At 71.9% G+C, this 26508-nt stretch carries 25 protein-coding genes; 11 read left to right on the top strand and 14 right to left on the bottom strand.

Annotation, left to right across the window (positions count from 1 at the left end; all coding sequences use genetic code 11):
* Positions 1-58 precede the first annotated feature (58 nt).
* Complete coding sequence (locus P9K36_RS06820; RefSeq protein ID WP_043383456.1) at positions 59-598, bottom strand: hypothetical protein; 540 nt, start codon at positions 596-598, stop codon at positions 59-61.
* A 212-nt stretch (positions 599-810) separates the two neighbouring features.
* On the opposite strand from P9K36_RS06820, the gene P9K36_RS06815 reads away from it, so the two are divergent.
* The gene (locus P9K36_RS06815) at positions 811-1572 is read left to right on the top strand and encodes a phosphodiester glycosidase family protein (protein WP_043347943.1); all 762 of its coding nucleotides are present in this window, start codon (positions 811-813) and stop codon (positions 1570-1572) included.
* An 8-nt stretch (positions 1573-1580) separates the two neighbouring features.
* On the opposite strand, the gene P9K36_RS06810 is transcribed toward P9K36_RS06815, so the two are convergent.
* The gene (locus tag P9K36_RS06810) at positions 1581-2699 is read right to left on the bottom strand and encodes an NADH:flavin oxidoreductase/NADH oxidase (RefSeq protein WP_278306721.1); all 1119 of its coding nucleotides are present in this window, start codon (positions 2697-2699) and stop codon (positions 1581-1583) included.
* 176 nt (positions 2700-2875) lie between these two features.
* On the opposite strand from P9K36_RS06810, the gene P9K36_RS06805 reads away from it, so the two are divergent.
* A complete protein-coding gene (locus tag P9K36_RS06805; protein WP_051044695.1) occupies positions 2876-3346 on the top strand; it encodes a hypothetical protein in 471 nt (156 codons plus the stop codon).
* 74 nt (positions 3347-3420) lie between these two features.
* Here the strand turns inward: P9K36_RS06805 and P9K36_RS06800 are convergent, their stop codons facing one another.
* The 4 genes from P9K36_RS06800 to P9K36_RS06785 form a co-directional block, all read right to left on the bottom strand.
* Positions 3421-4710, bottom strand: a complete 1290-nt coding sequence (locus tag P9K36_RS06800) for a PHB depolymerase family esterase (RefSeq protein WP_278306720.1) — start codon at positions 4708-4710, stop codon at positions 3421-3423.
* Positions 4711-4771: 61 nt separating this feature from the next.
* Positions 4772-5191: a CopG family transcriptional regulator gene (locus P9K36_RS06795; protein WP_043347948.1), complete on the bottom strand. Its 420-nt coding sequence runs from the start codon at positions 5189-5191 to the stop codon at positions 4772-4774.
* A gap of 569 nt (positions 5192-5760) precedes the next feature.
* Entirely contained in the window at positions 5761-7686 is a 1926-nt protein-coding gene (locus P9K36_RS06790) for a propionyl-CoA synthetase (protein ID WP_278306719.1), read from the bottom strand.
* A gap of 446 nt (positions 7687-8132) precedes the next feature.
* Entirely contained in the window at positions 8133-8315 is a 183-nt protein-coding gene (locus tag P9K36_RS06785) for a DUF465 domain-containing protein (RefSeq protein WP_043347966.1), read from the bottom strand.
* Between the two features lie 131 nt (positions 8316-8446).
* On the opposite strand from P9K36_RS06785, the gene P9K36_RS06780 reads away from it, so the two are divergent.
* The 4 genes from P9K36_RS06780 (at position 8447) to P9K36_RS06765 (ending at position 11596) form a co-directional block, all read left to right on the top strand.
* A complete protein-coding gene (locus P9K36_RS06780; protein ID WP_078947082.1) occupies positions 8447-8707 on the top strand; it encodes a DUF465 domain-containing protein in 261 nt (86 codons plus the stop codon).
* Between the two features lie 78 nt (positions 8708-8785).
* Positions 8786-9283, top strand: a complete 498-nt coding sequence (gene purE / locus P9K36_RS06775; RefSeq protein ID WP_043756154.1) for a 5-(carboxyamino)imidazole ribonucleotide mutase — start codon at positions 8786-8788, stop codon at positions 9281-9283.
* Positions 9280-10392: a 5-(carboxyamino)imidazole ribonucleotide synthase gene (locus P9K36_RS06770; protein ID WP_043383440.1), complete on the top strand. Its 1113-nt coding sequence runs from the start codon at positions 9280-9282 to the stop codon at positions 10390-10392. Before purE ends, P9K36_RS06770 begins: the two co-directional genes overlap by 4 nt.
* Positions 10393-10723: 331 nt before the next feature.
* On the top strand, positions 10724-11596 hold the full coding sequence (locus P9K36_RS06765; RefSeq protein ID WP_043347979.1) for a tetratricopeptide repeat protein: 873 nt from the start codon (positions 10724-10726) through the stop codon (positions 11594-11596).
* A gap of 132 nt (positions 11597-11728) precedes the next feature.
* Here P9K36_RS06765 and P9K36_RS06760 read toward each other — a convergent pair whose 3' ends face one another.
* The 4 genes from P9K36_RS06760 to P9K36_RS06745 all read right to left on the bottom strand — a co-directional run bounded on the left by P9K36_RS06760 (position 11729) and on the right by P9K36_RS06745 (position 17759).
* Positions 11729-12883 carry an acyl-CoA dehydrogenase gene (locus P9K36_RS06760; protein ID WP_278306717.1) on the bottom strand — a complete coding sequence of 385 codons (1155 nt, stop codon included), beginning with the start codon at positions 12881-12883 and terminating at the stop codon, positions 11729-11731.
* A gap of 248 nt (positions 12884-13131) precedes the next feature.
* The gene (locus tag P9K36_RS06755) at positions 13132-14328 is read right to left on the bottom strand and encodes an acyl-CoA dehydrogenase family protein (RefSeq protein WP_278306716.1); all 1197 of its coding nucleotides are present in this window, start codon (positions 14326-14328) and stop codon (positions 13132-13134) included.
* Between the two features lie 4 nt (positions 14329-14332).
* Positions 14333-15520: an acetyl-CoA C-acyltransferase gene (locus tag P9K36_RS06750; protein WP_278306715.1), complete on the bottom strand. Its 1188-nt coding sequence runs from the start codon at positions 15518-15520 to the stop codon at positions 14333-14335.
* Between the two features lie 166 nt (positions 15521-15686).
* The gene (locus P9K36_RS06745) at positions 15687-17759 is read right to left on the bottom strand and encodes a 3-hydroxyacyl-CoA dehydrogenase NAD-binding domain-containing protein (protein WP_053609164.1); all 2073 of its coding nucleotides are present in this window, start codon (positions 17757-17759) and stop codon (positions 15687-15689) included.
* Between the two features lie 346 nt (positions 17760-18105).
* On the opposite strand from P9K36_RS06745, the gene P9K36_RS06740 reads away from it, so the two are divergent.
* The 4 genes from P9K36_RS06740 to P9K36_RS06725 all read left to right on the top strand — a co-directional run bounded on the left by P9K36_RS06740 (position 18106) and on the right by P9K36_RS06725 (position 22169).
* Positions 18106-19122 carry a nitronate monooxygenase family protein gene (locus P9K36_RS06740; RefSeq protein WP_170867489.1) on the top strand — a complete coding sequence of 339 codons (1017 nt, stop codon included), beginning with the start codon at positions 18106-18108 and terminating at the stop codon, positions 19120-19122.
* 250 nt (positions 19123-19372) lie between these two features.
* Positions 19373-20128, top strand: coding sequence for an enoyl-CoA hydratase-related protein (locus P9K36_RS06735; protein WP_043383425.1), 756 nt, complete (start codon positions 19373-19375; stop codon positions 20126-20128).
* 8 nt (positions 20129-20136) lie between these two features.
* Positions 20137-20952 (top strand): IclR family transcriptional regulator, encoded by an 816-nt coding sequence (locus tag P9K36_RS06730; protein WP_051976095.1) that lies wholly within the window; start codon positions 20137-20139, stop codon positions 20950-20952.
* Between the two features lie 11 nt (positions 20953-20963).
* Positions 20964-22169, top strand: a complete 1206-nt coding sequence (locus P9K36_RS06725) for a CaiB/BaiF CoA-transferase family protein (protein ID WP_043345863.1) — start codon at positions 20964-20966, stop codon at positions 22167-22169.
* Positions 22170-22322: 153 nt separating this feature from the next.
* On the opposite strand, the gene P9K36_RS06720 is transcribed toward P9K36_RS06725, so the two are convergent.
* Together P9K36_RS06720 and P9K36_RS06715 are read right to left on the bottom strand one after the other, a co-directional pair.
* Entirely contained in the window at positions 22323-22700 is a 378-nt protein-coding gene (locus P9K36_RS06720; RefSeq protein WP_043345852.1) for a PH domain-containing protein, read from the bottom strand.
* Between the two features lie 141 nt (positions 22701-22841).
* Complete coding sequence (locus P9K36_RS06715) at positions 22842-23297, bottom strand: Rrf2 family transcriptional regulator (protein WP_043383423.1); 456 nt, start codon at positions 23295-23297, stop codon at positions 22842-22844.
* A gap of 88 nt (positions 23298-23385) precedes the next feature.
* Between P9K36_RS06715 and P9K36_RS06710 the strand changes: the two genes are divergently transcribed.
* Positions 23386-24165: a class I SAM-dependent methyltransferase gene (locus tag P9K36_RS06710; protein WP_278306714.1), complete on the top strand. Its 780-nt coding sequence runs from the start codon at positions 23386-23388 to the stop codon at positions 24163-24165.
* Positions 24166-24193: 28 nt separating this feature from the next.
* Here P9K36_RS06710 and P9K36_RS06705 read toward each other — a convergent pair whose 3' ends face one another.
* Both P9K36_RS06705 and P9K36_RS06700 read right to left on the bottom strand, forming a co-directional pair.
* The gene (locus P9K36_RS06705; RefSeq protein WP_278306713.1) at positions 24194-25210 is read right to left on the bottom strand and encodes a GDP-mannose 4,6-dehydratase; all 1017 of its coding nucleotides are present in this window, start codon (positions 25208-25210) and stop codon (positions 24194-24196) included.
* Positions 25211-25236: 26 nt separating this feature from the next.
* Positions 25237-26481 carry a complex I NDUFA9 subunit family protein gene (locus P9K36_RS06700; protein ID WP_278306712.1) on the bottom strand — a complete coding sequence of 415 codons (1245 nt, stop codon included), beginning with the start codon at positions 26479-26481 and terminating at the stop codon, positions 25237-25239.
* Between the last annotated feature and the right edge of the window lie 27 nt (positions 26482-26508).

Below are 26508 nucleotides of genomic sequence, written 5' to 3'. Positions count from 1 at the left end.
CGCAAGGAAAAGGCCGCCCGGAGGCGGCCTGTCCCATTCTTTTCGCTGTCGATGACGCTCAGTAGCAGCGTTCGACCAGGACCCGGCGGTAGCCGTAGGGGGTCCAGCGCACCCGCGGGACGGTGTAGCAGCCGCCGCCGTAGCCGTAATCGTAGGCGGCCGGCGCGTAGTAGCCGCCGTAGCCGTAGCCCGGATAGCCGTAGCCATAGCCGCCGTAGAGGCTGCCGGCCGCGAGGCCGAGCCCGACGCCGAGACCCAGGCCGCCGAGGCCGTAGCCGTAGCCGCCGCGATAGCCGTAGCCGCCCCGCCAGCCGTATCCCCGACCGTAGAAGCCGCGGCCGTAGCCGAAGCCGCCCGGACGGAAGCCGGCGCCGCGGAAGCCGCCGCCGAAGCCGCCGTTGCGGAATCCCCCGAACCCGCCGCCGCGGAAGCCGCCGCCGCCGAAGCCGCCGCCGTGGAATCCGCCGCCGTGGAACCCGCCTCCGAAGCCGCCGCCATGGAAGCCGCCGCCGCCGAAGCCGCGCGCGTCCGCGCTGGCCGGCGCCAGAACCAGGGCACCCGCCGCCAGCAGGGCCGATCCGAGCACTGCACCCTTCATCACGTCATCTCCGTGGAAAAAATGCCCTCTGCGGCTAAGAACGTGCGAATCGGCAAAACGGTCCAGCCCCGCCCCGCGGCGCGGAGCCGCGAGATCCACGCGAGATCCCCTGACGCGTCCCGGTCGGGCCGAGACACGAAAATCGCCGCTTTCCAGAGCGAGACGCGCGCCGATCTAGCTTCGCCGTCCCCGACTCGCCGTCCCCGAGCTGCATGGAACGAATGATGATGTTGCGACCGGCTCACGCCCTGTTGATCGCGCTGCTCGCCCTCGCGGCCCCGGCCCGGGCGGCGACCCCGGCGGCGGCGGAACCGTGCCGGCCGGTGGAGGCGCAGGGCGAGACCTTCACGGTCTGCACTATCGACCTGCGGCGGCAGCGGCTGCGGCTGTTCTGGCTCTCGGACGACGGCAAGCCCTACGGCGCCCTCGGCACCCTCGCCGAGAAGCAGGGCGGCCGTCTCGCCTTCGCGATGAATGCCGGCATGTACGACAAGGACCAGGCGCCGGTGGGCCTCTACATCGAGGACGGCCACGAGCTGAAGCGCGCCTCCACGGCGGACGGGCCGGGCAATTTCCACCTCAAGCCCAACGGGATCTTCTGGGTGAAGGGCGAGCGCGCCGGAGTGGCCGACACCGCCCGCTATCTCCGCGCGAAGATGCGCCCGGATTTCGCCACGCAGTCCGGACCGATGCTGGTGATCGACGGCCAGATCCACCCGAAGATCGCCGCCGACGGGCCGAGCCAGAAGATCCGCAACGGCGTCGGCGTGCCCGGCGACGGGCACGTCGCGATCTTCGCCATCTCCGAGCGACCGGTGACCTTCGGGGCCTTCGCGCGGCTGTTCCGGGACGATCTCGGCTGCCGCAACGCCCTGTTCCTCGACGGCTCGGTCTCGAGCCTCTACGCGCCGAATCTCGGCCGCGCCGACATCAGCCGGCCTCTGGGGCCGCTCGTCGGGGCGTTGCCGCGCTAAGGGTGGCCTCAGCGCTGCCCGAAGGCCGTGTCCTTGAACAGGTCCTTGTACTCCCGCGGCTGCGAGCGCCAGTACTGCTTGGGCGCCCGCACGCGGGCTCCGAGTTCGGCGGCCGCGTGCCAGGGCCAGCGCGGATCGTACAGCATGGCGCGGGCCAGCGAGATCGCGTCCGCCCTGTCCTCCTGCAGGATCGTCTCCGCCTGCCGGGCTTCCGTGATCAGCCCCACCGCGATGGTGGTGAGCCCGGTCTCGGCCTTGAGACGCTCGGCATAGGGCACTTGGTAGCCCGGCCCGAGCTTGATCGCCTGTTTCGGCGAGACGCCGCCCGTCGAGACGTGGAGCGCCGGCGAGCCCGCGCGCTTCAGCGCCTGGGCCAGCGCCACGGTCTCGTCGAGGTCCCAGCCGTCCTCGACCCAGTCGGTGGCCGAGACGCGCAGCCAGACCGGGCTGCCCGCCGGGACGACGTCGCGCACCGCGTCGTAGACCTCGAGGGGGAAGCGCATGCGGTTCTCGAGGCTGCCGCCGTAGGCGTCCGTGCGCTTGTTGGCGATCGGCGACAGGAACTGGTGCAGCAGGTAGCCGTGGGCGCCGTGCAACTCCACAGCCTCGATGCCGAGCCGGACGGCCCGCTTGGCGGTCGCAACGAACTCGTCGCGGACGCGCTTCAGGTCGGCGGCGTCGAGGGCGTGGGGTGGGACCTCGTCCTCCCCGTGCGCCACCGCCGAGGGCGCCTCGGTGCGCCAGCCGTAGGGATGCTCCGGCGGGATCTGCTGGCCGCCGGCCCAGGGCGCCGCGCTCGATGCCTTGCGGCCGGCATGGGCGATCTGGATGCAGATCGGGATCGGCGCGTATTCGCGCACCGCGTCAAGCACGCGGCCGAGCGCCCGCTCGCAGCCGTCGTTGTACAGGCCGAGGTCCCAGGCGGTGATCCGGGCCTCCGGCGAGACCGCGGTCGCCTCCAGGGTGAGCAGGCCCGCCCCCGACATGGCGAGCTGGCCCAGATGCATCATGTGCCAGTCGGTGGCTTCGCCGTCCCGGGCCGAATACTGGCACATCGGGGCGATCAGGATGCGGTTCTCGAGCGTGAGCGCGTCGAGAACCAGCGGTTCGAACAGGCGTGCAGTCATGGGTGGCTCCGGATGCGTCCGGTCAATCTGGCGCAGGACGGCCGCGCCGGCCAGCGCGCTGCGGCAGGTCAGCCCTGCGGCTGGGGGTTCGGGAACTCGCCGATGCGGCTGACCGTTTCTGACGCTGTCGCCACGACGCGAACCGCCTGAGGGGGCGAGATCGCCCGAGGTCCTGAATGATGATCACGAAACTTGCCGCCTCGCTCCTTCTGGCCGCCGGCTGCGCCGCCCTCGCGGCGCCGTCATATGCCCAGCCGGCCGCCTTCGGCGGACCCAAGATGCTCGTTCACGGCAATTATTGCGGTCCGGGCAACAACGCCCCGCTGCCGCCGATCGATGCCCTCGACGCCGCCTGCGCCCGCCACGATGCCTGCACGCCGAATGGCGGGCTGCCCTCGCAGGCCTGCAATCTCCGTCTGCAGCGGGAGGCCACGCTGATCTCCCGCGATCCGCGCCAGCCCCAGGACGTCCGCTCGATGGCCGGCCTCGTCGCGGCCAGCGCGACCCTGATCCCGACCGACCCGAACGCGCGGAGCGTGCCGGCATCGGTGTCGACGAATGCGACGCAGGACGCCTACGCGCCGGCGCTGGACCGATCGGCCCCCGCCGGCCTGGAGGATGACGCCGACGATTCGGACGCCGATTGACACCCTCCTGAGCGCCCGACGGTGACGGCGCGGCGGACCGGCCGCGCCGTCGCTCGCCGCGGTCAGGGGCACGATCAGGCACGGTCCGCGGATGCTCCTTCCTGCGCCAGGAAGAACCGGACCATCTCGCCGCTGGCATCGGGCCCGCGCGGATCGGTGTAGGATCCGTCGGGGCTTCCGCCCGACCAGGCGTGCCCGGCCCCGTGCAGAACCCACTGCTCCAGCACCGGCCGGCCGGTCGCGTCGCTGCGGACCGTCCGGGTATAGGCCATGCCCCCGGGGCTCGTGCCCCGGCTGACCGTCTCGTCCAGGCCCGGGGCCGGCACGGCCTGCGCCGCGACCCGATCGCCATTGACGGGATGCACGGTTCGGTCGCCGTCGCCGTGGAACACGATGGTCGGGACCGCCTGCCGATTCGGCCCCGGTGCCGACCCTTGCCCCTGCATGGCCGCGAAGGCGGTGGGCATGTCCCGGGCCGCCCCGCAGGCCAGCCCGGAATGGATGCCCACGGCCGCGAACAGGTCCGGATAGGTCGCCGCCAGGATCGCCGCCGCGGCGCCGCCGGCCGAGAGCCCGGCCGCGTAGACCCGGCCGGGATCGGCCGAGAACTCCGCCACGACCGACCGGGCGATGCCGGCGATCAGCGCCGGCTCGCCGCCCTCGCGGACTTGGTCGCCCGCCGTGTACCAGTTCCAGCAGCGCTGCAGGTTGGCCGACGGGGGCTGTTCTGGATAGGCGACCAGGAACGTCTGCTCCTCGGCCAGGGCGTTCATCCGCGTGCCGGCCGCGAAATCGTCGGGGTTCTGGGTGCAGCCGTGCAGCATCACGATGACGGGCAGGGCCTGACCCCGGTAGCCGCTCGGGACGTAGACCTTGTAGCCCCGGCTGCCGGCGGCCTCCGTGAAAACGCGATCCTCGAACCGCGCGCCGGGCGGGACTTCGGCGGCAGGGCGGCGGCCTGACGGGCCGGCATTCGGTAGCCGCTCGCGCAGGGCGCGCAACATCGCCGACAGGTCCGGAGCCGTCCCCGGCCGCGAACCGCCGCCTTGATCCGGCGCCGTCCAGGCACCGCCGGCTGCCGTCGGCGCCTCCATGTCGAGGGTCTGCTCGGCATGACCGGCGGTGCCGGGCCGGTCTGCCATGCCGCGTCGTGCCTCGGTCCATTGCGCGACGGCGGCCTCCTGGCCACGGCGGAACCGCGCCATCGCGTCCTGCATCCGGGCGGTCCGGTCCGCTGCCCCGGTTCCTGGCCCCGTTCCCCTGTCCTTCGCCGTCGCGGATCCGAAGGCGTGCGGGTCGAATTGCGACATTCCGAACGCCGAGAGGTCGAGCTTCGACGGGTCAATCTTGGGGAAACGGAACATGGGGAGGATCCTCATACGGCGTGGTTCGGGTGGAGATTCCGCGCGACCGGGGCGCGGACGGTCAGGTGGTCCGGTCGGCCAGTGCCGCCTTGACGGCGGCGCTGGCCTGGAAGGCACCCAGGACCTCCACGGACGCGATCGCGGCCCGCGCCAGTTCGGGGGTGACGTCGGTGGCGATCGTGGCGAGGCCCAGGACCTGGATGTGCAGGGGGGAGCCGGCATCCCGGGCCGCTTCCAGGTCCGCGCGGGAGAAGTGCGAGAGCCCCAGCCGGAGCTGGCGCCGCGCCACCGACTGCCGGACCGCCTCCTCCTGCCGGTCCAGCTGATTGCGCACGGCCGTGCGGATGAAGTCGGCCCGGTTGGCGTAGAAGCCGTCGCGGACCATCAGGTCGACGCGCCCGAGATCGACGAAGCCGAGATTGACCGTGATCTTCTCGCTGTCCGGCACCTTCGGACGGAGGTCGCGCGCGGTGTCGGTCATCGTCGAAACATCTCCAGGCCATCCCGTTGGATGGTTTAGAGATGGTGATGGGCATCCGAAGCGCAATGGGCGTTGGCGTATTGAGACCGGCGGCGGCGCCGCGCACGCGGGTCATGCGGCCCGGGAACCTGCCCGGCAGCCTGCGCGCGCTCTCACCGGGGAGTGGCGGCGTCCCAGAGCGTGCCAGGGTGGCGATGCGGCGATCGTCGCCTCCCCGGGGGGCGGCGAACGAGGTCGCAGATCCCGTGCGGAATGGCGCAGGCTCGAGCGGTGCGGTGCCATCTGCCCCGCCCCCACCCGTCGCCTCTCCCCTGAGCGTGGGGGAGGCCGCACTCGCGTTCCCGGGGCAGTGGCGCCGGGCGGAAATCTGCGGATCACGCAGGCGCGCTGAGCGCGGCGGCCGCAGAGGGGCGACGGCGGGTCAGGGCGGCCACATCCTGCATCGCCCCCCTCACCGCCGCTCCGGCTCTATCCGCAGGACGCGGTTGGGCCGCGCCGTGTCCCGGCACCGCGCGGGGGAGAGCCGCCTGGACTCGGCGCCTGTCCCGATCGCGGGATCGTCCGGCCCCTCAATCGGCGCCGATTCCCCGCCCCTTCAGGCTCTCGTCGATCTCGTCGAGGGCCGCGGCGTCGTCGATCGTCGCCGGCATCGTCCAGGGCTCGTGGTCGGCGATGCGCTTCATGGTGGCCCGCAGGATCTTGCCCGAGCGGGTCTTGGGCAGCCGCGGCACGGTGAGGGCCAGCTTGAACGCCGCCACGGGGCCGATCTCGTCGCGCACCTTGGCCACGAGTTCCCGCTCGATCGTCTCGGTCGGCCGGTCGACGCCGGCCTTGAGCACCACGAAGCCACAGGGGACTTCGCCCTTCAGGGCGTCCCGGATGCCGATGACCGCGCACTCGGCCACGTCCGGATGGCCCGCCAGCACTGCCTCCATGCCGCCGGTAGACAGGCGGTGCCCGGCGACGTTGATGATGTCGTCGGTGCGTCCCAGCACCGTGATGTAGCCGTCCGCGTCGATCACCCCGGCATCCGAGGTGTCGTAGTAGCCCGGGAACGTGGAAAGGTAGCTCGACCGCATGCGCGCGTCCGAGCCCCAGAGCGTCGGCAGGCAGCCGGGGGGCAGGGGCAGGCGGATCGCGATGGTGCCCATGGTCCCGGCCGGGACCGGTTTGCCGCCCTCGTCCAGCACCTCGACCCGGTAGCCCGGCATCGGCACGCAGGTGCTGCCGTGCTTCACCGGCAGGAGGCCGAGACCCATCGGGTTGCCGGCGATCGGCCAGCCGGTCTCGGTCTGCCACCAATGGTCGATCACCGGCCGGTTCAGCACCCGCTCGGCCCAGGCGACCGAATCGGGATCGGCGCGCTCGCCCGCGAGGAACAGGCTGCGGAAGGCGGAGAGGTCGTAATCGGCGATCCGGGCGCCGGCGGAATCCTCCTTCTTGATGGCCCGCAGCGCCGTCGGCGCGGTGAACAGGCACACGACCCCGTACTCGGCGACGACCCGCCAGAATGCGCCGGCATCCGGCGTGCCCACCGGCTTGCCCTCGTACAGGACCGTGGTGCAGCCGTGCAGGAGCGACGCGTAGACGATGTAGGAGTGCCCGACGACCCAGCCGATGTCGGAGGCGCAGAAATAGGTCTCGCCGGGCTGGACGCCGTAGAGGTTCGGCATCGACCACGCGAGGGCGACGAGGTAGCCGCCGGTATCGCGGACCACGCCCTTGGGCTTCCCGGTCGTCCCGGAGGTGTAGAGGATGTAGAGCGGGTCGGTGGCGGCGACCGGCACGCAGGCCGCCCGCTGCCCCGCCGCACGGGCGGCCGCCACGGTCTCGGCCCAGTCGCGGTCCCGCTCCGGCATGAGCGTCGCGGCGGCCTGCGGGCGCTGCAGGACTAGGCAGGCTTCCGGCTTGTGGCGCGAGGCCGCGATCGCCGCGTCGAGGAGCGGCTTGTAGGCGACCACGCGGTTCGGCTCGATCCCGCAGGAGGCGGCGAGCACCACCTTCGGCGCCGCGTCCTCGATCCGCACCGCCAGCTCGTTGGCCGCGAAGCCGCCGAACACGACCGAATGCACCGCGCCGAGCCGTGCGCAGGCCAGCATGCCGAACAGGGCCTCGGGCACCATCGGCATGTAGAGGATCACCCGGTCGCCCTTGCCGACGCCGAGGCCGGCGAGGACGGCGGCCAGTACCGCCACCTCGTCGCGCAACGCGCGGTAGGTGATGCTGCGCTTGGTCCCGGTGACGGGCGAATCGTAGCGGATCGCCACCTGATCCGCCCGCGCTCCGTCGGCGTGACGGTCCACGGCATTGTGGCAGGCGTTCAGGGTGCCGTCCGGAAACCAGCGGCCGTAGGGGCCGGAATCCGGCGCGAAGGCCCGCTGCGGGACATGCGCCCAGTCGAGCGCCTGCGCCGCGCCGAGCCAGAACGCCTCCGGATCGCGGCGGGCCGAGTCGTACATGTCCGGGTAGCGGCCCGGCAGGCTGGCTCTCGTCATCGGTTCGGCGTTTCCTCGCGGGCCGCTCTCCGGCGGCGGGGCCCAGAGTAGCGCATTCTTCCGCGGGTGCGAGGCCGGTTGTGGGTCGCCGGAACCGCCGCGCGCCTTCGCTCGCGCGATCGGGGTGCTCCGTGACGCGTTCGCCGGATGCATCCCGGATCGGCGGCTTCGAAGCCGGGCGCCTCGGCGTGGCCGGCGGGAAATGCATCTGCCGGGAGGTCGCGGGTCGTCTGTTTCGATCCCCGGGCGTGCGGGCGCGGCAGGCGCCCCGTCGCCAAGGCTCCGGGGTCACATCCGCGAGAGCACGACGCCCGCCCGGATCGGCGATCCCGAGGCGGCCGTTTCTCCAAACGAGCGGTCGCAGAACGCAAAACCGCCGCACCGGTCTCCCGATGCGGCGGCAGCTGTCGTGCCGTTTCTGCTATCCGTGCGGACGGATCAGGGGCTCAGTGCAGCGTATTGCCGTTCGCCTGCAGCCTGTTGATCTCGTCCTTGAGAAGGAGTTTCCGTCGCTTCATCTCGGCGATGTGAAGGTCGTTCGCCGAAGGCCTGTGGATCGCTTCCTGAATCTCACGCTCGAGGGCTTCGTGCTTCCGGGCGAGTTGGTTCAGATGCGTCTGCAGCGACATGAGCCGAATCTCCTGTCATCGTTTCGACACACCGACATTGGCACAAGATGCCGTACCTGTCGAAGCGTTTTCTGCTGCTAAGTCTGATGATTGCTTACCGCGCCGTCTTGTCCGGCGCCGGAGCGTGACGCATGCTCTCGGGCCATGAACGGTCTTCGGGTCCTCAGGTGACGATGGCGGACGAGGCGGGTGAGAGTGCGCAGTCGGACCTCCTGGGCGAACTGGCGCGGCTGCGCGAGGAGCACCGGGATCTCGACGGTGCCATCGAGGCGCTGGAGCGCAGCGTGGCTGGCGACCAGCTCCAGATCCAGCGTCTGAAGAAGCGCAAGCTCACCCTGCGTGACCGCATCTTCCACATCGAGGACGCGCTCACGCCGGACATCATCGCCTGATGCCGGTGGACGTCTTCGGGCCGCGCCTTGCCGCGGGCCCGCACCGCCTGTAAGCGCCCTCTTTTTCCGGGATCAACGATGGCGTCGCCTCCGGTCGCGATCATCATGGGCAGCCAGTCCGACTGGGCGACCATGCGGCATGCCGCCGAGACGCTCGATGCCCTCGGCGTACCCTACGACGCGCGCATCGTGTCGGCCCACCGCACGCCGGATCGGCTCGTGGCCTTCGCCAAAGGCGCGGTCGCGGCCGGCCTCAAGGTCGTGATCGCGGGGGCGGGCGGCGCCGCGCACCTGCCCGGCATGGCGGCCGCGATGACCCGCCTGCCGGTCTTCGGCGTCCCGGTGGAATCCAAGGCCCTGTCCGGCCAGGACAGCCTCCTCTCGATCGTCCAGATGCCGGCGGGCATCCCGGTGGGGACCCTGGCGATCGGCCGGGCCGGGGCCATCAACGCGGCCCTGCTCGCCGCCGCCGTCCTGGCGCTCTCCGATCCGGATCTGGCGGAGCGCCTGGAGGCGTGGCGCGCGGCCCAGACCGCCTCGGTGGCCGAACGGCCGGTGACGGAAGAGAACGCGTGACGGATAAGATCCTCGGCCCCGGCTCCACCCTCGGCATCGTCGGTGGAGGCCAACTCGGGCGCATGATCGCGCTGGCGGCGGCCGATTACGGCCTCAAGGCGCACGTCTACGCCCCCGACGCGGACAGCCCCGCCTTCGACGTGGCCGCCCGGACGACCTGCGCGGCCTACGACGATGCCGAGGCGCTGGCCGCCTTCGCGCGCAGCGTCGATGTCGTGACCTACGAGTTCGAGAATATCCCGCACGCCACGGCCGACATCCTGGCCCGGCACGCCGCCCTGCACCCGAACGCGCGGGCGCTCTCGACCACGCAGGACCGCCTCTCCGAGAAGGAATTCATCAACGGGCTGGGCATCCCGACGGCGCCGTTCCGGGCGGTGGACACGCCCGACGATCTCGACCGGGCGATCGAGGTGATCGGCCTGCCGGCGGTGCTCAAGACCCGCCGCTTCGGCTACGACGGCAAGGGGCAGCGCATGCTCCGCGAGCGGGCCGAGGGCGACCGCAACGCTCTGTTCGCCGAGTTCGGCGGCGCGCCGCTGATCCTGGAGGGCTTCGTGCCGTTCGAGCGCGAGGTCTCCGTGGTGGGCGCCCGCGGGCGCGACGGCAGCTTCGCGGCCTACGACCTGTGTGAGAACGAGCACCGCGATCACATCCTCGCTCTGACGCGGGTGCCGGCCCCGGGCGTGGCGCCGGAGACGGGCCGCATCGCCCTCGAGATCGCCCGTCGGATCGCCGACGCCCTCGACTATGTCGGCGTCCTCGCCGTCGAGATGTTCCTCGTCCGCGAGGACGGGGCGGAGCGGCTCGTGGTCAACGAGATCGCGCCCCGGGTCCACAATTCCGGCCACTGGACCAGCGAGGGGGCGCTGACCTCGCAATTCGCCCAGCACGTGCGGGCCGTCTGCGGCTGGCCGCTGGGCGATCCGGGCCGGGTCGGCGGCCTGCCGGTGGAGATGCGCAACCTGATCGGTGCCCAGGCCGACGACTGGCACGCCCTGCTGGCCGAGCCCGGCGCCCATCTGCACCTCTACGGCAAGGGCGAGGCGCGTCCCGGCCGGAAGATGGGTCACGTGACCCGCCTCGGGCCCGTCCCGGCCGGTTCCTGAGGCTTCGAAGGCACACCTGCATCGCCGCATGGCGGTCGGAAGCCCGCCTGCGGCGTCCCGGAACCGTCGAGCCATACCTTCGCCACATCCCACCGCTTCCACCACAGCGTGGTCGGTTCCGAATGCTGTCGATCGATTCCGCCTGCACCGCCTTCGTCCCCGGGACGGGCGGGGGCCGGATCACGACGCGGCGCTTCTTAAGCCGGCCTTCACCGTGATGCGCGACGGTGCCCCGGATTCGGGCGTGCCCGGCGCACGGCGCGGGCTCTTGGACTGTGAGGGGCGAGGCGGGCACGCGCAAGGCGGGCGACGCCTCGGGGAGAGTGGGGCAATGAACGTACGCAACGGGCTGGGACGAAAGACGGCACTGATCGGCGCAGCCATGGTCTCGGCCGCCGGCCTCGCGGGCTGCGAGACCGTCGGGAGCGCGGCCGGCCCGCGGCAATACGCGGTCCTCGAGAAGGACACCACGGGGGCCACGAACGTCAACATCGCCTCCCTGACCGAGGTCGTGCAGCGCAACCCGAACGACGCGGCCGCCTACAACACCCGCGGCGCCGCCTATGCCCGCGCCGGCCAGTTCAACGATGCCATCGCCGACTTCACCAAGGCGATCCAGCTCGATCCGAACTCCGCCTCCGCCTACAACAATCGCGCCCTGGCGAGCCGCCAGATCGGCCGCGACGGCCCTGCCCTGCAGGACTTCACCAAGGCGATCGGGATCGATCCGAATTACGGCCCGGCCTATATCGGCCGCGCCAATGTCGAGCGCGCCCAGGGCAACCTCGACCAGGCGCTCAACGACCTCAACGTCGCGATCCGGCTGATGCCGGAATCGGCCGAGGCCTATCATGCCCGCGGCCTCGTGCGGCAGAAGCAGGGTCAGGACACGCAGGCGATCGCCGATTTCGACGCCGCCATCGACCGCGACCCCTTCAAGTCCGCGCCCTACGCCGCGCGCGGCCAGAGCCTGATCGCCACGAACCAGTACCCGAAGGCGATCGAGGACTACAACGCGGCCCTCAACGTCAACAACAAGGACGCCACCTCCTGGGCCTATCGCGGCCTGGCCTACGAGAAGTCGGGCCAGCGCAAGGAGGCGATGGAAAACTACCAGCGCGCAGCGACGATCGATCCGAACAACTCCGTCGCCCGCGCCGGCCTCGGCCGGGTGCAGGGCGGGGTCGGCTCGCTGTTCAACTGACCGCTCGACGGTCTGAAGGCGGTTTCACAAGGTCTCCGCCTCCCCTGCCTGGGGCGGAGACCTGTTCGTCGGGGTTTCACCCCGACACCCCACCAAAGGGCACGCCCTTTGGAAGCCCCTTGTCCGCGTGGGTTACGCCGCCAGCAGTCCGTTCGCGTCCTGCGTGATGCGGCGCAGGTGATGGGCGGTGTCGCCGAGCTGGTACTCGATCATGGCGAGCCGCTTGAAGTGGTGGGCGCCGATATACTCGAGGGTCATGCCGATGCCGCCGTGGAGCTGCACGGCCTCCTGGCCGACATACCGGCAGGCCTTGTTGATCTGGACCTTCACGGCCGATAGGGCCGCCGCACGCGCCGCCGCATCCGGCGTGTCGACCATCATGGCGGCGTAGAGGGCCATCGAGCGGGCCTGCTCCAGCTGGATCAGCATGTCCACCGCCCGGTGCTGCAGCGCCTGGAACGAGCCGACGCTGACGCCGAACTGCTTGCGGGTCTTGAGGTACTCCACGGTGAGCGTGTGGAGCGCGTCCATGGAGCCCACCGCCTCGGCGGCGAGCCCCGCGATCCCGTGCTCCACCACCCGCTCCAGCAGCGGCAGGCCGGCTTCGGGATCGCCCAGCGCCGCGTCGCCGGGCAGCTGTACCTCCGAGAAGGACACCTCCGCGGCCCGGCCGCCATCCTGCGTCGGGTAGGCCTCGATCGCGACGCCGGCGGCGTCGGCCGGGACCAGGAACAGGCCGATCCCCTGCGCGTCGCGCCGCTCCCCCGACACGCGGGCGGAGACCACCATCAGGCCGGCCGCGTCGGCGTTGGGTACGACGCTCTTGGCCCCGCTCAGCACGAAACCGTCGCCGGAGCGTCGGGCCGTGGTCGCCACGTCGGCGAGGTCGTAGCGGGACTGGCGCTCGGTGTGGGCGAGGGTCAGGCGCAGGTCACCGGAGACCAAGTCGGGAACGAGGCGCGCCTTCTGCGCGGCGCTGCCGCCGAGCCGCAGGGCCGTCGAGCCGAGAACGAGGCTCGCCAGCAGCGGCTCGACCACGAGGTTGCGGCCGACCGCCTCCATGACCAGCATGGTCTCGACCGGGCCGCCGCCGAGGCCGCCGTCTTCGTCCGAGAAGGGCAGTCCCGTGACGCCGAGTTCGGAAAAAGCCGCCCAGCCCTCCGCGGGGAAGCCGCGCGGCGCCTTGAGCCGCGCCTGCCGGCTTTCCAGGGACGGGTAGAGATCGGCGGCCAACCGCTCGACGCTGTCGCGCAGGAGCGACTGGTCCTCGTTCAGATCGAAATCCATGGTGGTGTCCTCGGACGTTCCCTCCCCCCTCTGCGGGGGAGGGTGGCCCCTGCGTCAGCAGGGGCCGGGAGAGGGGAACCCGGCTGCAGGACAGGGCGCAACCGGCATGAAGGGCGTGCCGCGTCCTGAAACGTCGCTCCCCTCTCCCGACCCCCTTCGGGGGCCACCCTCCCCCGCAGAGGGGGGGAGGGAGAGCCGAGGCCGCGACCGCCGCGTTTCTCAAGCCTGCAAGCGGATCCGGGATCGTCTCACAACCCCAGAATGCCCTTGGCGATGACGTTGTGCTGGATCTCGTTCGAACCGCCGTAGATCGAGACCTTTCGGTTGTTGAAGTAGCTCGGCGCTGCTGCATCGACCCAGTCGAAGCCGCCGGGCAGGTTGTTGGCCCCGGCTCCGCGCGCGGGCGCCGCGAGGACGAAGGGGCCGGCGAGCTCCACCAGGAGCTCGGTCGCCGCCTGCTGGAGCTGCGAGCCGCGGATCTTGAGGAGCGAGGAGGCGGGGTCCGGCTCCACCGAATCCGCCCGGCCCTGCTTGGCCGCCACCCGCATCTGGGTGATCTCCAGGGCCTTCAGCTCGACCTCGACCTCCGCGACGCGGGACCGGAAGGCGGGATCGTCCCACATCGTGCCGGGTCCGGCCGGCATTTCCCGGGCGAGGCGCTTGATCCGGGCGATCCGCTCCTTGGTTAGCCCGATCCGGGCGATGCCGGTCCGCTCGTTGGCGAGCAGGAATTTCGCGTAGTCCCAGCCCTTGTTCTCCTCACCGACCAGGTTCTCGACCGGCACGCGGACAGAGTCGAAGAAGACCTCGTTGACCTCGTGCCGGCCCTCCAGGGTGAGGATCGGGCGCACGGTGATGCCGGGCGTCGTCATGTCGATGAGCAGAAAGGAGATGCCCCGCTGCTTCTTGGCCTCGAAATCGGTGCGGACCAGGCAGAAGATCCAGTCGGCGTGCTGGCCGAGCGTCGTCCAGGTCTTCTGGCCGTCCACGACGTAGTGGTCGCCGTCGCGCACGGCCTTGGTCTTGAGCGAGGCGAGGTCGGAGCCGGCCCCGGGCTCGGAGAAGCCCTGGCACCACCAATCGTCGAGGTTGGCGGCGCGCGGGAGGAAACGCTCCTTCTGGTCCTGCCGGCCGAAGGTCGCCAGCACCGGGCCGAACATGTAGCAGTTGAACTGCTGCGGCAGGGGTACCGCCGCCTGGAACAGCTCCTCCGTGTAGATGTAGCGCTGGATCGGGGTCCAATCCCGGCCGCCAAATTCCTGCGGCCAGTGCGGCACCGCCCAGCCCTTGGCGTTGAGGATCCGCTGGCTGGTGACGTAGTCGTCCTTCGAGAGGCTGCGCCCCTCCGAGACTTTTTTTCGGATCTCGGCCGGGATCTCCGTCCGGCAGAAGTTCCGGACCTCGTCGCGGAACGCGATTTCCTCGTCGGTGAAGCGCAGATCCATCGATTCAGCTCCGGGCGATCTCGAACAGGCCGGCACAGCCCTGGCCGCCGGCGACGCACATGGTCACCACGGCGTAGCGCGCGCCGCGGCGGCGGCCTTCCAGCAGGGCGTGACCCACGAGCCGCGCCCCCGACATGCCGAACGGGTGGCCGACCGCGATGGCGCCGCCGTTGACGTTGACCGTGTCCGGGTCGATCCCGAGCCGGTCGCGGCAATAGACCGACTGGGACGCGAAGGCCTCGTTCAGCTCCCAGAGGTCGATGTCGGAGACCCGCAGGCCCTGCCGCTCCAGAAGCCGCGGCACCGCGAAGACCGGGCCGATGCCCATCTCGTCCGGCCCGCAGCCCGCCGCGGCGAAGCCCCGGAAGATGCCGAGGGGCTCGAGGCCGCGCCGCGCCGCCTCGTCGGCCGACATCAGCACGCTGGCCGAGGCCCCGTCCGAGAGCTGGCTGGCATTGCCCGCCGTGATGAAGGCCCCCTCCCCGCGCACGGGCTTGAGCTTGGCGAGACCCTCCAGGGTCGTGTCCGGCCGGTTGCCCTCGTCCTTGGCGAGCCGGGTCTCGACCTCCCGGATCTCGCCGGTGGCCTTGTCGGTCACCGCCATAACGGCGCTCATCGGGACGATCTCGTCGTCGAACAATCCGCGTTCCTGCGCGGCGGCGGTGCGGCGCTGGCTCTCCAGCGCGAAGAGATCCTGCGCCTCCCGGGAGATCTGGTAGCGCTCCGCCACGATGTCGGCGGTCTCGATCATCGGCATGTAGATCGCCGGCAGGTGCGCCTCCAGCCACGCATTGCGGGTCAGCTCCCGCTGGACCTTGGGCTGCACGAGGCTGATCGACTCGACGCCGCCGGCCACAGCCACCGGTACCCCGTCGATGATGATCCTTCGGGCCGCGCTGGCGATCGCCTCTAGGCCCGAGGCGCAGAAGCGCGAGACCGTGACGCCGGCCGACTCGACCGGGATCCCCGCCACCAGGGCGGCGTGGCGGGCGACGTTGCCGCCCGTGGCGTTCTCGGGATAGCCGCAGCCGAGCACCACCTCCTCGACCGCCTCCGGCTCTAGCCGCGCCCGGTCCAGGGCGCCGCGGATCGCGTGGGCGGCCAGATCGGCGCCGCGGGTGAGGTTCAGCGCGCCGCGATGGGCCTTGCCGATGGGCGTGCGAGCGGTCGCGACGATCACCGCGTCGGTCATGCCGGAATCCTCTGGGGTTCCCAAAGGGCGTCACGCCCTTTGGTGGGGTGTCGGGGCGAGGCCCCGACGGATGCGGCCTCGGCCGTCGGCAGGGCGCTGCCCTGAACCCGCGAAAGGTCCCGGACCTTTCGAAGCCGGGACTTGGTGTGCGCAAGCCGACACGGCATCAGGCCGAAGCCTTCCACTCGGCGAAGCGGCCATCTTCGGCGGCGAGGCGCTTCAGGAGCGGCGCCGGTTCCTGGCTGTCGTCGCCGGTCTCGGCCGCGAAGCGCGACAGCGCCTCGGCGACCGTCCGCAGCCCGACCGTATCGGCCCAGTGCATCGGGCCGCCGCGCCAGGCCGGCCAGTTGTAGCCGTTGATCCAGATCGTATCGATGTCGCCCGGCCGGGCCGCGATGCCCTCCTCCAGGATCCGCGCGCCCTCGTTGACCATCGGGTACATCAGCCGCGCCACGATCTCGTCCGGCGTGAAGCTGCGGCGCGCGATGCCATGCTCGGCGGCGACCCGCGTGATCAGCGCCTCGACCTCCGGGTCGCGGGTGCCGGTGCGGGCGCCGTCCGGGTAGAGGTAGAAGCCGCGGCCGGTCTTCTGGCCGTAGCGGCCCTGCTCGGCCAGCGAATCGGCGACCGGCGCCCGGCCTCCGAAATCCTTGCGCGAGCGCCAGCCGATATCGAGCCCCGCGAGATCGCTCATGGCGAAGGGGCCCATCCGGAAGCCGAAACCGGTCACCGCCGTGTCGACCTCGTGCGGCAGCGCCCCCTCGAGCAGCAGGCGCTCGCCGGCGCGGCTGCGGCGCTCCAGCATGCGGTTGCCGACGAAGCCGAAGCAGACCCCCACCGTCACCGGCAGCTTGTTGAGGCGCTTGCCGAGATCCAGGGCGGTGGCGAGCACGTCCGGCGCGGTCTTCTCGGCCCGGACTACCTCCACGAGGCGCATGACGTTGGCGGGGCTGAAGAAGTGCAGGCCGAGCACGTCCTGCGGCCGGCTCGTCACCGCCGCGATGGCGTTCACGTCGAGGTAGGAGGTGTTGGTGGCCAGGATCGCGCCCGGTTTGGCGATGGCGTCGAGCTTGGAAAAAATCTCCCGCTTGACGCCCATGTCCTCGAAAGCTGCTTCGATGACGATGTCGGCCTCCGCGGCGTTCTCCAGGCCGATCGCCCCCGTGATCCGGCCGACCCGCTCGTCGCGCTGCGCCTCGGTGATCGAGCCGCGCTTGGCCGAGCCGGCATAGAGGCCCCTCACCCGGTCGAGACCGCGCTCCAGGGCACCGGCCTCCGTCTCGATCACCGTCACGGGGATGCCGGCATTGGCGAAGCACATGGCAATCCCGCCGCCCATCGTGCCGGCGCCGATCACCGCCGCCGTCCGGATGGGGCGGCGGGGCATGTCCTTCGGCAGGCCGGGCACCCGCGCCGCCTCGCGCTCGGCGAAGAAGGCGTAGCGCAGGGCCTTCGAGCGCGGATCCTCCACCAGGGTGCGGAACTCGGCCCGCTCCACCGCGACGGCGGCGTCGAAATCCTGCTCCAGGCCGGCGCGCACGGCCCGCACCAGGGCGTGGACGTTGGTGGCGTCGGGATCCCGCTTCACCGCCTCGGCGGCTAGGCTCTCGAACCGCTCCCGGGCCTCCGGCGTGAGCTTCTCCGACCGGTCGCGCACCCGCGGGAGGCGGCCCGCATCGGCCAGCTCCAGGGCCCGGGTCCGGGCCTCCGCCACGAGGTCGCCCAGGACCACGGCGTCGACGATGCCGAGCGCCGCCGCCTTCTCGGCGGAGACGGGCTCGCCGGTGAGCATCATCGGGAAGGCGGCGTCGGGCCCGATCAGGCGCGGCAGGCGCTGCGTGCCCCCCGCCCCCGGTATGATGCCGAGCTTGATCTCCGGCAGGCCGATCTTGGCGGCCGGCGCCGCGACGCGGCCGTGGCAGGCCATCGCCAGTTCGAGGCCGCCGCCGAGGGCCACGCCGTTGATGGCCGCCACCACGGGCTTCGGGCTGGCATCGAGGCGGTCCAGGATGTCGGGCAGGCTCGGCGGCTGCTGCGGCTTGCCGAACTCGGTGATGTCGGCCCCGCCGACGAACACCTTACCCTCGGCGGCCAGCACAATCGCGCGGACCGATTCGTCCGCGATGGCCTGGTCCAGGGCCCCGTCGAGGGCGGCCCGCAACGCGGCACCGAGCGCGTTGACCGGCGGGTTGGCGAGCGTGAGCACGGCCACGCCGCCATCGACCTCCTGACGAACCACACAACACTCCCTGTCATTCTGCAATGCAGAATAATGGTCTGCACGTTGGATGAATGTTGGTCCGGGTCGACGCGAGCGTCAAGCGAGGGCCGTAACTCGTCTGCGGCTGACGTCATCTCCGAACCGATCATTCTGCATTGCAGAAATCGACGGATGCTGCCGTTTGACCCGCGCCCCGGCGCCATGTCATCAAAACGGCCCCGGGCGGGACTCGGTTGCGGTCGCCGCCGGGTGAGCGATGATCGGGCTGCCCGAAGCAGGGGAGGATCGCGGTGCGTGGCATCCATCGGGGCGAGCGGCCCGGGAGCGCCTGTCCGGCGCGGAATCGGGCGGCAGGGAGCGGGCGGTGAGCGACGGTCCCGAGCAGACCCTGTCCGGGCGCCTGCCCGAAGCCCTGCGCGGACGCCTCGCCCTGCCGGTGATCTGCGCGCCGATGTTCATCGTCTCCGGGCCGGAACTGGTGATCGCCCAGTGCCTGTCCGGCGTGGTCGGCTCGTTCCCGGCGCTCAATGCCCGGCCCGCCGCTCTGCTCGACGAATGGCTCACGCGGATCACGCGAACGCTGGCGGAGGCCCGGGCGGCCGACCCGTCGCGCAAGGTCGCGCCCTTCGCGGTGAATCAGATCGTCCACGCGTCCAACGACCGGCTGGCCCAGGACGTCGAGGCCTGCGTCCGGCACCGGGTGCCGATCATCATCACCTCGCTGCGGGCGCCCGACGCGGTGATCCGCCCGGTTCACGCCTATGGCGGCGTGGTCTTCCACGACGTCACCACCGTGCGCCATGCCGAGAAGGCGCTGGAGGCCGGGGTCGACGGGCTGATCCTCGTCTGCGCCGGCGCGGGCGGGCATGCCGGCACGCTGAGCCCCTTCGCCCTCGTCGGCGAGATCCGGCGGTTCTACGGCGGTCCGCTGATCCTCTCGGGGGCGATCACTTCGGGCGCGGCGATCCTGGCCGCCCAGGCCATGGGGGCCGACCTCGCCTACATGGGCACCCGGTTCATCGCCACCCGGGAGGCGAACGCCGCCCCCGCCTACAAGGACATGATCGCCGGCAGCGCGGCCGCCGACATCCTCTACACCCCCTACTTCACCGGCGTGCCGGGCAACTACCTGACGCCCAGCATCCGCGCCGCCGGGCTCGATCCCGAGGCGCTGCCGGTGCGCGACAAGACCGCGATGAATTTCGGCAGCGGCGGCGTGAAGGCGTGGCGGGACGTCTGGGGCGCGGGCCAGGGCGTCGGCACCATCGCGGACGCGCCGGCCACCGCCGACCTCGTGGCCCGTCTCGCGCGGGAATACGCGGCGGCGCGGGGGCGGATGGCCGGCCTGTCGGCGGAGTACGCGGGCGAGGCCGTGCCGTGAGCGTCCGGGTGCATCCGCCTCTCGCGGCGCAGGCGGCGCGTCTCATCCCCTTCACGGGATGGGCGATGGAGGTCCGGGCTCCGGACATCCGAGCTTCGGCGCCCCAGCGCGGTGCCGGTCCCCGCCCCCGGACGGGGGCGGAAGCCTGTCGCGCTCCGTCGGCGATGGCGGGGGGCACGCGTCTCTCGCCGCCCGTTGCCCGTCCGGCGAGGGGACAGCGGCCTGCTCGGGAGACGGGGGCGCGCCTGTGATGTGTGAATCCGCCCCCCCGAACCTGCGCGTCGCCGACCCGGAGCCCGGGATCCGGCTCATCACCATCGACCGGCCGGAGCGGCGCAACGCCCTCGATCGGGCGACCTATGCGGGCCTGACCGCGGCCATCGAGGCCGTGGCCCGGGACGAGGCGGTGCGCGCCGTCGTGCTCACCGGCGCCGGCGGCTGCTTCACCGCCGGCAACGATCTCAAGGATTTTCAGGACGTCGAGACCGGCGGCGACAGCCCCGGCCTGACCTTCCTCAAGGCTCTGCGCGCCTGCCCGAAGCCAGTCCTGGCGGCCGTGGAGGGCCATGCGGTCGGGATCGGCACGACGCTGCTGCTTCATTGCGATCTCGCCTATGCGGGGGACGGCGCCCGGTTCCGCCTGCCCTTCACGGCGCTCGGCCTGAGCCCGGAGGGCGGATCGAGCTACCTGCTGCCCCTGGTGGCGGGTTCGAAGCGCGCCGCCGAACTCCTGATGCTCGGCGAGCCCTTCACGGCCGCGGAGGCCGCCGCGGCGGGCCTCGTCAACGCCGCCGTCCCGGCGGGGACGGCGCTGGAGTCCGCCCTGGGCAAGGCGCGCGCGCTCGCGGCCCTGCCCCGGTCTTCGATCGCCGCCACCAAGCAGGCCCTGCGCCGTGGCCACGAGGAAGCTGTTGTCCGGACGCTCGGCGAGGAGGCGGAGGTCTTCCACGCGCTCCGCCGCGCCCCGGAGGCGCAGGCGGCCTTCGCGGCGTTCCTGCACCGATGAGGGCGCGGATGGATGCGGACGCGGCCCTGCTGGCCGATCCCGACACCGCCGGACTCGGCGCGAAGGAGGACCGGCACTTCGTGACGGCCCTCGCGCGGGGGCTGTCGGTGCTGGCCTGCTTCGGTCCGGGGCGCACGAGCCTCGCCAACCACGACATCGCGGAGGCCTGCGGCCTGCCGCGCTCCACCGTATCACGGCTCACCTACACGCTGACCAAGCTCGGCTACCTGCAGCATTTGCCCGAGATCGGCCGCTACCGCCTCGGCACGGCGACGATCGCGCTCAGCTCGGCGGCTCTCGGAGGCCTCGACGTCCGCGGCATCGCCCGGCCCGTGCTCCGCGCCGTGGCCGAAGCCGCCAACGCCTCGGTGGGACTTGGCGTCCGCGACCGTCTCAGCATGCGCTACGTCGATTGCCAGCGCGGCCCGGCGGCGATCTCGCTCAACCTCGATACCGGCTCGCGCATCTCCCTCGCCCGCAGCGCCATGGGCCGGGCCTACGTGGCAATCTGCACGGATCGCGAGCGCGAGGGCATTTACGAGGACCTGAAGGCCCTGGACCCGGTCGCCTGGCCCGCGCTCCGGGCCGGTCTCGACCGGGCCGTGGCCGAGCATCGGGAGATCGGCTGCTGCACCTCGTTCGGCGAGTGGCAGGAAACCGTCTGCGCCATCGCGGTGGGGTTCCATCCCGGCGGCGGCCTGCCGCCCATGTCGGTCAATTGCGGCGCCCCCACCGTCATCACCGACGCACGCTTCCTCATGGAGGTGGCGCGCCCGAGACTCATCGCAGCCGTCCGCAGCCTCGACGGCGTCATGGGAGCCTGAGGATGTCCGCGATGGATGCCGAATCCGCCACCGACGACCTGCCGCTCGCCGGGATCCGCGTCCTCGACCTGTCCCGGGTCCTGGCGGGGCCGTGGTGCGCGCAGGTGCTGGGCGATCTCGGCGCCGACGTGATCAAGATCGAGCACCCGGAGCGCGGCGACGATACCCGCGACTGGGGCGTGCCCACGAGCCCCGGCAACACCTCGTATTTCGACAGCGTGAACCGCAACAAGCGCTCTATCGGTATCGATCTCGCCACCCCGGACGGGCTGGCGATCGTCAAGGCGCTCGCGCGCGAGAGCGATGTCCTGGTGCAGAACTTCAAGACCGGCGGGGCCGAGAAGCTCGGCCTCGGCTACGGCGACCTGTCGGCGGAAAATTCCGGCCTGATCTACTGCTCGATCGCCGGCTACAGTTCCGACGGCTCTGAGGCCGGACGACCCGGCTACGACCTCGTCGTGCAGGGTGAATCCGGTGTGATGGCGCTCAACGGCGAGGCTGGAGGGCCGCCGCTCAAGTTCGGGGTCGCGGCGGTCGATCTGTTCACCGGGCAGTTCGCGGCCCAGGCCGTGCTGGCGGCCCTGTACCAGCGGGAGCGGACCGGACGGGGCAAGACGATCGACCTCGCTCTGTTCGATTGCGGTGTCGCGCTGACCTCCTATTACGGCCTGGAGGCACTGGCCCGGGGCATCGATCCGCCCCGCTACGGCAATGCCCATCCCTCGATCGTGCCCTACGGGGTGTTCGAGGCCGGCGACGGGCCGGTGGTGATCACGGTCGGCAACAACGGGCAGTACCGCCGCTTCTGCGAGCAGGTGCTGGAGCGGCCGGACTGGGTCGCCGACCCGCGCTTCGCCACCAACCTCGATCGGTCGCGCAACCGCGCCGCCTTCATCCCGGTGCTGGAGGCGGAACTCGCCAAGTGGGAGCGCGCGCCGCTGATCGCGCGGCTCAGGGCCGCGGGCATCCCCTGCGGCGAGGTGATGGGCCTGCGCGAGGCGCTCACCTGCGACCGGGCCCAGGAGGCCGGGCTGGTGGTGACGGCGCCCGGCAATGCCCACGTCATCGCCCCGCCCTATAGGCTCGACGGCCGCCGGCTGCCGGTGCGGCGCATGCCGCCGGGCCTCGGGGATTCGAGCGCCGAGATCCTGGCCGAGGAGCTGGACTATCCGGAGGGCGCGCGCGACGCGCTGCGGGCCAAGGGCGTGGTCCGGTAGGCAGGTCGCCTCCTGCAGCTCGCCTCCTACAGGTCGCCTCCTGCAGCTCGCCTCCTACAGGTCGCCTCCTGCAGGTCGCCTCCTGCCGTCGCGTGCCGTGGACGGCTCGCCGCGGGTCGGAGCGGGCCATCATCCGCGCGGTCGGGCCGTGGGCTAGCGCAGCACGCCTTCTGCCAGGGCCCGCTGGATGCCCCGGATGTCCGCGCCCTTCTTCAAGGTCCGCTGGATCGGCTCCGCCGCGCCCGAGACCCAGATCTTCAACTCGGCGTCGAGGTCGAACGTACCGGCGGTCTCGACCGAGAAGCGCACGATCGCGCGGTACGGCACCGACAGGAACTCGACCTTGCTGCCGGTCACGCCCTGGACGTCGATCAGGATGACGCGGCGCTCGGTGAACACGAACACGTCACGGATGATCTTGAAGGCGAGCCGCGCCGTCTCGCCGTCGATCAGGATGCCGTCGAGCCGGCGCTCCAGGGAGGCCGCATCGACGGCCGAGCCGTGTCCGAGCAATCCGTCCAGAAGGCCCATGGCCGATCATCTCGTGCTGGTCCGCGTCGAGGCGGAGCATGGCGCCCGACCGTCGGCGCGGCAAGCGCCCGCCGCGATCCGACACTCCGTTCCGACCGCGAGCCTGGTCGCGCGCGGCGATGCCCGCCGCCGCGCCCGCCGTCACGCGCAGGTCGAGGTGTCCGATGCCCCCTCGGGCCGGCACCGGGCGTCGAAGCTTCGCGCGAGCTCGGCGAGGCTGACGGAACCGAGCCGCGTGATCAGGAGAGCCTCGGCCTCGCGCAGCGTGTCCTCGACCGCCGCGTTGACGACCTTCTCGACGGCGCAGGCCGGGTTCGCGCGATCGCTGCCGATCGCGAAGATGCGTGGCCCGCCGACCGCGCGGTGGATGTCGAGCAGCGAGACCGCGTTCAGGTCCGCCGCGATGGTCCATCCGCCGCCGTGCCCCTTCTCCGACGTCACGTAGCCCGCGTTCCGGAGCCCGGCCATCGTGCGGCGGACGACCACGGGATTCGTCCCGAGCATCCGCCCGATCGCCTCGGACGTCATCGGTCCGTCGTGGCGCGCCATGTGAAGCAGCACATGGAGCGTTCGGGAGAGGCGGCTGTCGGTGCGCACCCGTCGATCCATCACACCGGACTCGGGATTGGCAACCGTGCGCCATCACGATACTTATCAAGTTACGTGATGGAGCGGAGCTGAAGCGGTGCGCGAGTTCGAGAACCCGGATCGGTGGGACAGGGTCGCCGAGCACTACGAGACGACCGCCCATCCGTTCACGGCGCGCTTCGCCGAGGCGGCGCTCGCGCGGGTGCCGCTGACCGGAAGCAGCCGCGTCCTCGACGTCGCGGCGGGCACCGGTGCCCTCGCGCTGGCCGCGGCGCGGACGGGGGCGCAGGTCCTCGCGGTCGACTTCTCGCCCGGCATGGTCGCGCGCATCGCCGGGGCGAGACTGCCCAATGTCGACGCGCGGGTCATGGACGGACAGGCCCTCGCCCTGCCCGACGGTGGCTTCGACGCGGTGTTCTCGATCTTCGGGGTGATCATGTTCCCCGACTGGCGGAAGGGCCTCGCCGAGATGGCGCGCGTGACGCGGCCCGGGGGATCGGGCGTCGTGGCCACGTGGCAGGACCAGGGCGCGGCGACGTTCCTGCTGCTCGGCGAGATCCGTCGCAGGCTGTTCCCCGAGCGCGAGAGCCGGGCGATGCCCGAAGGGGTGCGCGCGCTCGGCGATCCGGCTGGGTTCACCCGGGCGCTGGTCGCGGCCGGGTACGCAGCCCCCCGGATCGACCGGGTGACCTTCGACTACGCGCTCGACGTCGCCATGCTCGACGACCCCGACACGGTGTTCGGCCTGTCGCCGGACTGGGTCGACCTGAGCGCGGCCGACCGGGCCGCGGTGATCGCGGAGGCGCGGCGCATGGCGGGCGATCGACCCGTCCTGCCGATCCCCTCGACCGCCCTGATCGCCGTCGCGGAGCGCTGAGCGCCGCGGTGGCGCCAAACCCGGCGCCTCAGCCGGACTTGCGCGCGTCCGACAGCCGCGCCCGCGCGTCGTCCAGCACCCGGGTCAGGGCCGCGTCCCACGAGACCCGCGGCTGCCAGCCGGTGGCGGCGTGGAGGCGGCCGGCATCGCCCGCGGCCAGGGGAATCTCGGTCGGCCGCACGCGCTCCGGGGCGATGCGGATCTCGAACGGGACCCGGGCCCGGGCGCGCAGGTCCTCGAGGACGCTGGCGATCGTCCGCGGCTGGCCCGAGCTGATGTTGAACACGCTCCCGTCCGCCAGGGCGTCCGCCCGGCCGATCAGGTCGGCGTAGGCGTTCGCCACGTCGGCGACGTCGAGGAAGTCGCGGTAGGAGGAGAGGTTGCCGACCTCCAGGCAGGGCGGCACGAGGCCGGCCTCGATCCGGGCGATCTGGCCCGCGAAGGAGGCCACGACGAAGCGCTCGTCCTGGCCGGGGCCGATATGGTTGAACGGCCGCAGCACGACGAGCTTCACGCCGATCCGGGGCAGCAGGTCGCGGAGCAGCTGCTCGCCCACCCATTTCGACCGGGCGTAGGTGTTGCGCGGCAGGGGCTCGACCGCCTCGCTGAGGGCATGGCCCGCCAGGAAGGCGCTGCCGTAGACTTCGCCGGAACTGACGAAGAAGAAGGTGCAGCCCGGCACCGCCTCCACCGCGGCCACGAGGTTCATCAGGCCGTTGACGTTGACCCGCCACGTCTGGCCCGGGCCGCTGGCGGAATCCGCCACCGAGGCGAGGCCCGCCAGATGGAGGATCGCGGTCGGCCGGAAGCGCGCCACGAAGCCGCTGAGCGCGGCTTCGTCGAGGAGATCGATCGCCGCGTAGCTGACACCCTCCGGCAGGTGCGGCGCCCGCCCCCGCCCGATCCCGGCCACGCAATCGCCCGCTCCCGCGCTCATCGTCGCCAGGAGCGGCAGGACGTGGACGCCCACGAAGCCGGCCGCCCCGGTGACGAGGATGCGCCGCGCGGCCGGGCCGCCGGATCCGTGGAGGGAGGGCGCGCTCATGGCGCGATCCGGGCGCGGGCCGTCACCTAGCCCGGTTTCCGAGTTCCCCAGCGCACGCCCCTGCTGCCCTGCCCGGCCCCCGGCGAGCTGCCGGCATCGGCGCCGATCGCCGGGCCGGAGGCGGTCTGGGGCCGATGCTGAGAGCCGGCCGCCAGGGGTTTCGATGCCAGCGTGTCCGGCACCTCGGACAGGTACGACTCGTCCTGGTCGGTGGCGAACTGCCCCGCCTTGCGGAAGGTCCAGAGATAGCCCGGCACCACCGCCTCGGCGGCGGTCGGCGTGATGCCGATGCCTTCGAAGGTCCGACCCTCGGTCTTGGCGGCCTCCGAGACGACGTTGTCGTTCTGAAGCAGCGTCACCTGATCGCGGGTCAGCTTCAGCGAATCCGGCAGCAGGCCGAAGGTCAGGGTGTCGGCGATCTCCAGCATGCGGGCCTGGAGCTTGGCCGCTGGCGCAGGCAGGTCCACGACCACCCGCTTCCGCCGGATCGTCTTCAGCATGTAGCGCACGAAGTGCGCCAGCGTGCCCACCTCCGGGCCGCCGAGTTCGTAGACCTTGCCGGGCGCCACGGTGCCGTCGACCGCGCGGGCGATCGCCTCGGCGACGTCGCCCACGAAGGCCGGCTGGAAGCGGGACTGGCCGCCGGCGAGCGGGAGAACCGGAAGCGCCCGGGCGAGGCCGGCGAAGCGGTTGAAGAAGCTGTCGCCGGGCCCGAAGATCAGCGAGGGCCGGAACACCACCGCGTCCGGACAGGCGGCGAAGACCCGCGCCTCGCCCTCCGCCTTGGTGCGCGCGTAGACCGACGGTGAGGCCGGATCGGCCCCGATCGCCGAGACGTGGATCATCCGGGCGCCCTGGCGCGCCGCGGCGCGGGCGATCGCCTCGGCCCCGTCGACCTGCAGCCGCGCGAAGCTCTGGGAGCCGGTCTCCTGCAGGATGCCGACGAGGTTGATCAGCACGTCCGATCGCTCGGCGGCCCGGACCACCGAGTCCGGGTAGCGCAGGTTGGCCTGGACGGCCACGATCTGGTTGACCTTCCCCAGGGGCTGCAGGAACAACGCGAGGTCCGGCCGGCGCACCGCGACGCGGATCCGGTAGCCGCGCTTGGCCAGCGCCCGCACCACGTGCCGTCCCAGGAAGCCGGAGCCGCCGTAGATCGTCACGAGCTGGTCCTGCGGACGCAGGAGCCCCGGCGTGGCGGCGGATGCGGACTGCGTCTCCGGACTCGTGTGCGCCGCCGCGGGCGCCGTCGTGTTCTCTTGGCCGCTCATCGCCGTGGTCTCGAGCTCCTCGCGCGC

The sequence above is a fragment of the Methylobacterium sp. 391_Methyba4 genome (assembly GCF_029691625.1).
In the GTDB taxonomy this organism is placed as follows: Bacteria; Pseudomonadota; Alphaproteobacteria; order Rhizobiales; family Beijerinckiaceae; genus Methylobacterium; species Methylobacterium fujisawaense.
Note: the sequence above shows the minus strand (reverse complement) of the source record. Positions and strands in the feature narration are given on the sequence as shown.

Coding starts and splice junctions, on each gene's coding strand:
- P9K36_RS06820 (WP_043383456.1), bottom strand. CDS start 598: ATGAAGGGTGCAGTGCTCGGATCGGCCCTGCTGGCGGCGGGTGCCCTG.
- P9K36_RS06815 (WP_043347943.1), top strand. CDS start 811: ATGGAACGAATGATGATGTTGCGACCGGCTCACGCCCTGTTGATCGCG.
- P9K36_RS06810 (WP_278306721.1), bottom strand. CDS start 2,699: ATGACTGCACGCCTGTTCGAACCGCTGGTTCTCGACGCGCTCACGCTC.
- P9K36_RS06805 (WP_051044695.1), top strand. CDS start 2,876: ATGATGATCACGAAACTTGCCGCCTCGCTCCTTCTGGCCGCCGGCTGC.
- P9K36_RS06800 (WP_278306720.1), bottom strand. CDS start 4,710: ATGTTCCGTTTCCCCAAGATTGACCCGTCGAAGCTCGACCTCTCGGCG.
- P9K36_RS06795 (WP_043347948.1), bottom strand. CDS start 5,191: ATGACCGACACCGCGCGCGACCTCCGTCCGAAGGTGCCGGACAGCGAG.
- P9K36_RS06790 (WP_278306719.1), bottom strand. CDS start 7,686: ATGACGAGAGCCAGCCTGCCGGGCCGCTACCCGGACATGTACGACTCG.
- P9K36_RS06785 (WP_043347966.1), bottom strand. CDS start 8,315: ATGTCGCTGCAGACGCATCTGAACCAACTCGCCCGGAAGCACGAAGCC.
- P9K36_RS06780 (WP_078947082.1), top strand. CDS start 8,447: ATGCTCTCGGGCCATGAACGGTCTTCGGGTCCTCAGGTGACGATGGCG.
- purE (WP_043756154.1), top strand. CDS start 8,786: ATGGCGTCGCCTCCGGTCGCGATCATCATGGGCAGCCAGTCCGACTGG.
- P9K36_RS06765 (WP_043347979.1), top strand. CDS start 10,724: ATGAACGTACGCAACGGGCTGGGACGAAAGACGGCACTGATCGGCGCA.
- P9K36_RS06760 (WP_278306717.1), bottom strand. CDS start 12,883: ATGGATTTCGATCTGAACGAGGACCAGTCGCTCCTGCGCGACAGCGTC.
- P9K36_RS06755 (WP_278306716.1), bottom strand. CDS start 14,328: ATGGATCTGCGCTTCACCGACGAGGAAATCGCGTTCCGCGACGAGGTC.
- P9K36_RS06750 (WP_278306715.1), bottom strand. CDS start 15,520: ATGACCGACGCGGTGATCGTCGCGACCGCTCGCACGCCCATCGGCAAG.
- P9K36_RS06735 (WP_043383425.1), top strand. CDS start 19,373: ATGTGTGAATCCGCCCCCCCGAACCTGCGCGTCGCCGACCCGGAGCCC.
- P9K36_RS06730 (WP_051976095.1), top strand. CDS start 20,137: ATGGATGCGGACGCGGCCCTGCTGGCCGATCCCGACACCGCCGGACTC.
- P9K36_RS06725 (WP_043345863.1), top strand. CDS start 20,964: ATGGATGCCGAATCCGCCACCGACGACCTGCCGCTCGCCGGGATCCGC.
- P9K36_RS06720 (WP_043345852.1), bottom strand. CDS start 22,700: ATGGGCCTTCTGGACGGATTGCTCGGACACGGCTCGGCCGTCGATGCG.
- P9K36_RS06705 (WP_278306713.1), bottom strand. CDS start 25,210: ATGAGCGCGCCCTCCCTCCACGGATCCGGCGGCCCGGCCGCGCGGCGC.
- P9K36_RS06700 (WP_278306712.1), bottom strand. CDS start 26,481: ATGAGCGGCCAAGAGAACACGACGGCGCCCGCGGCGGCGCACACGAGT.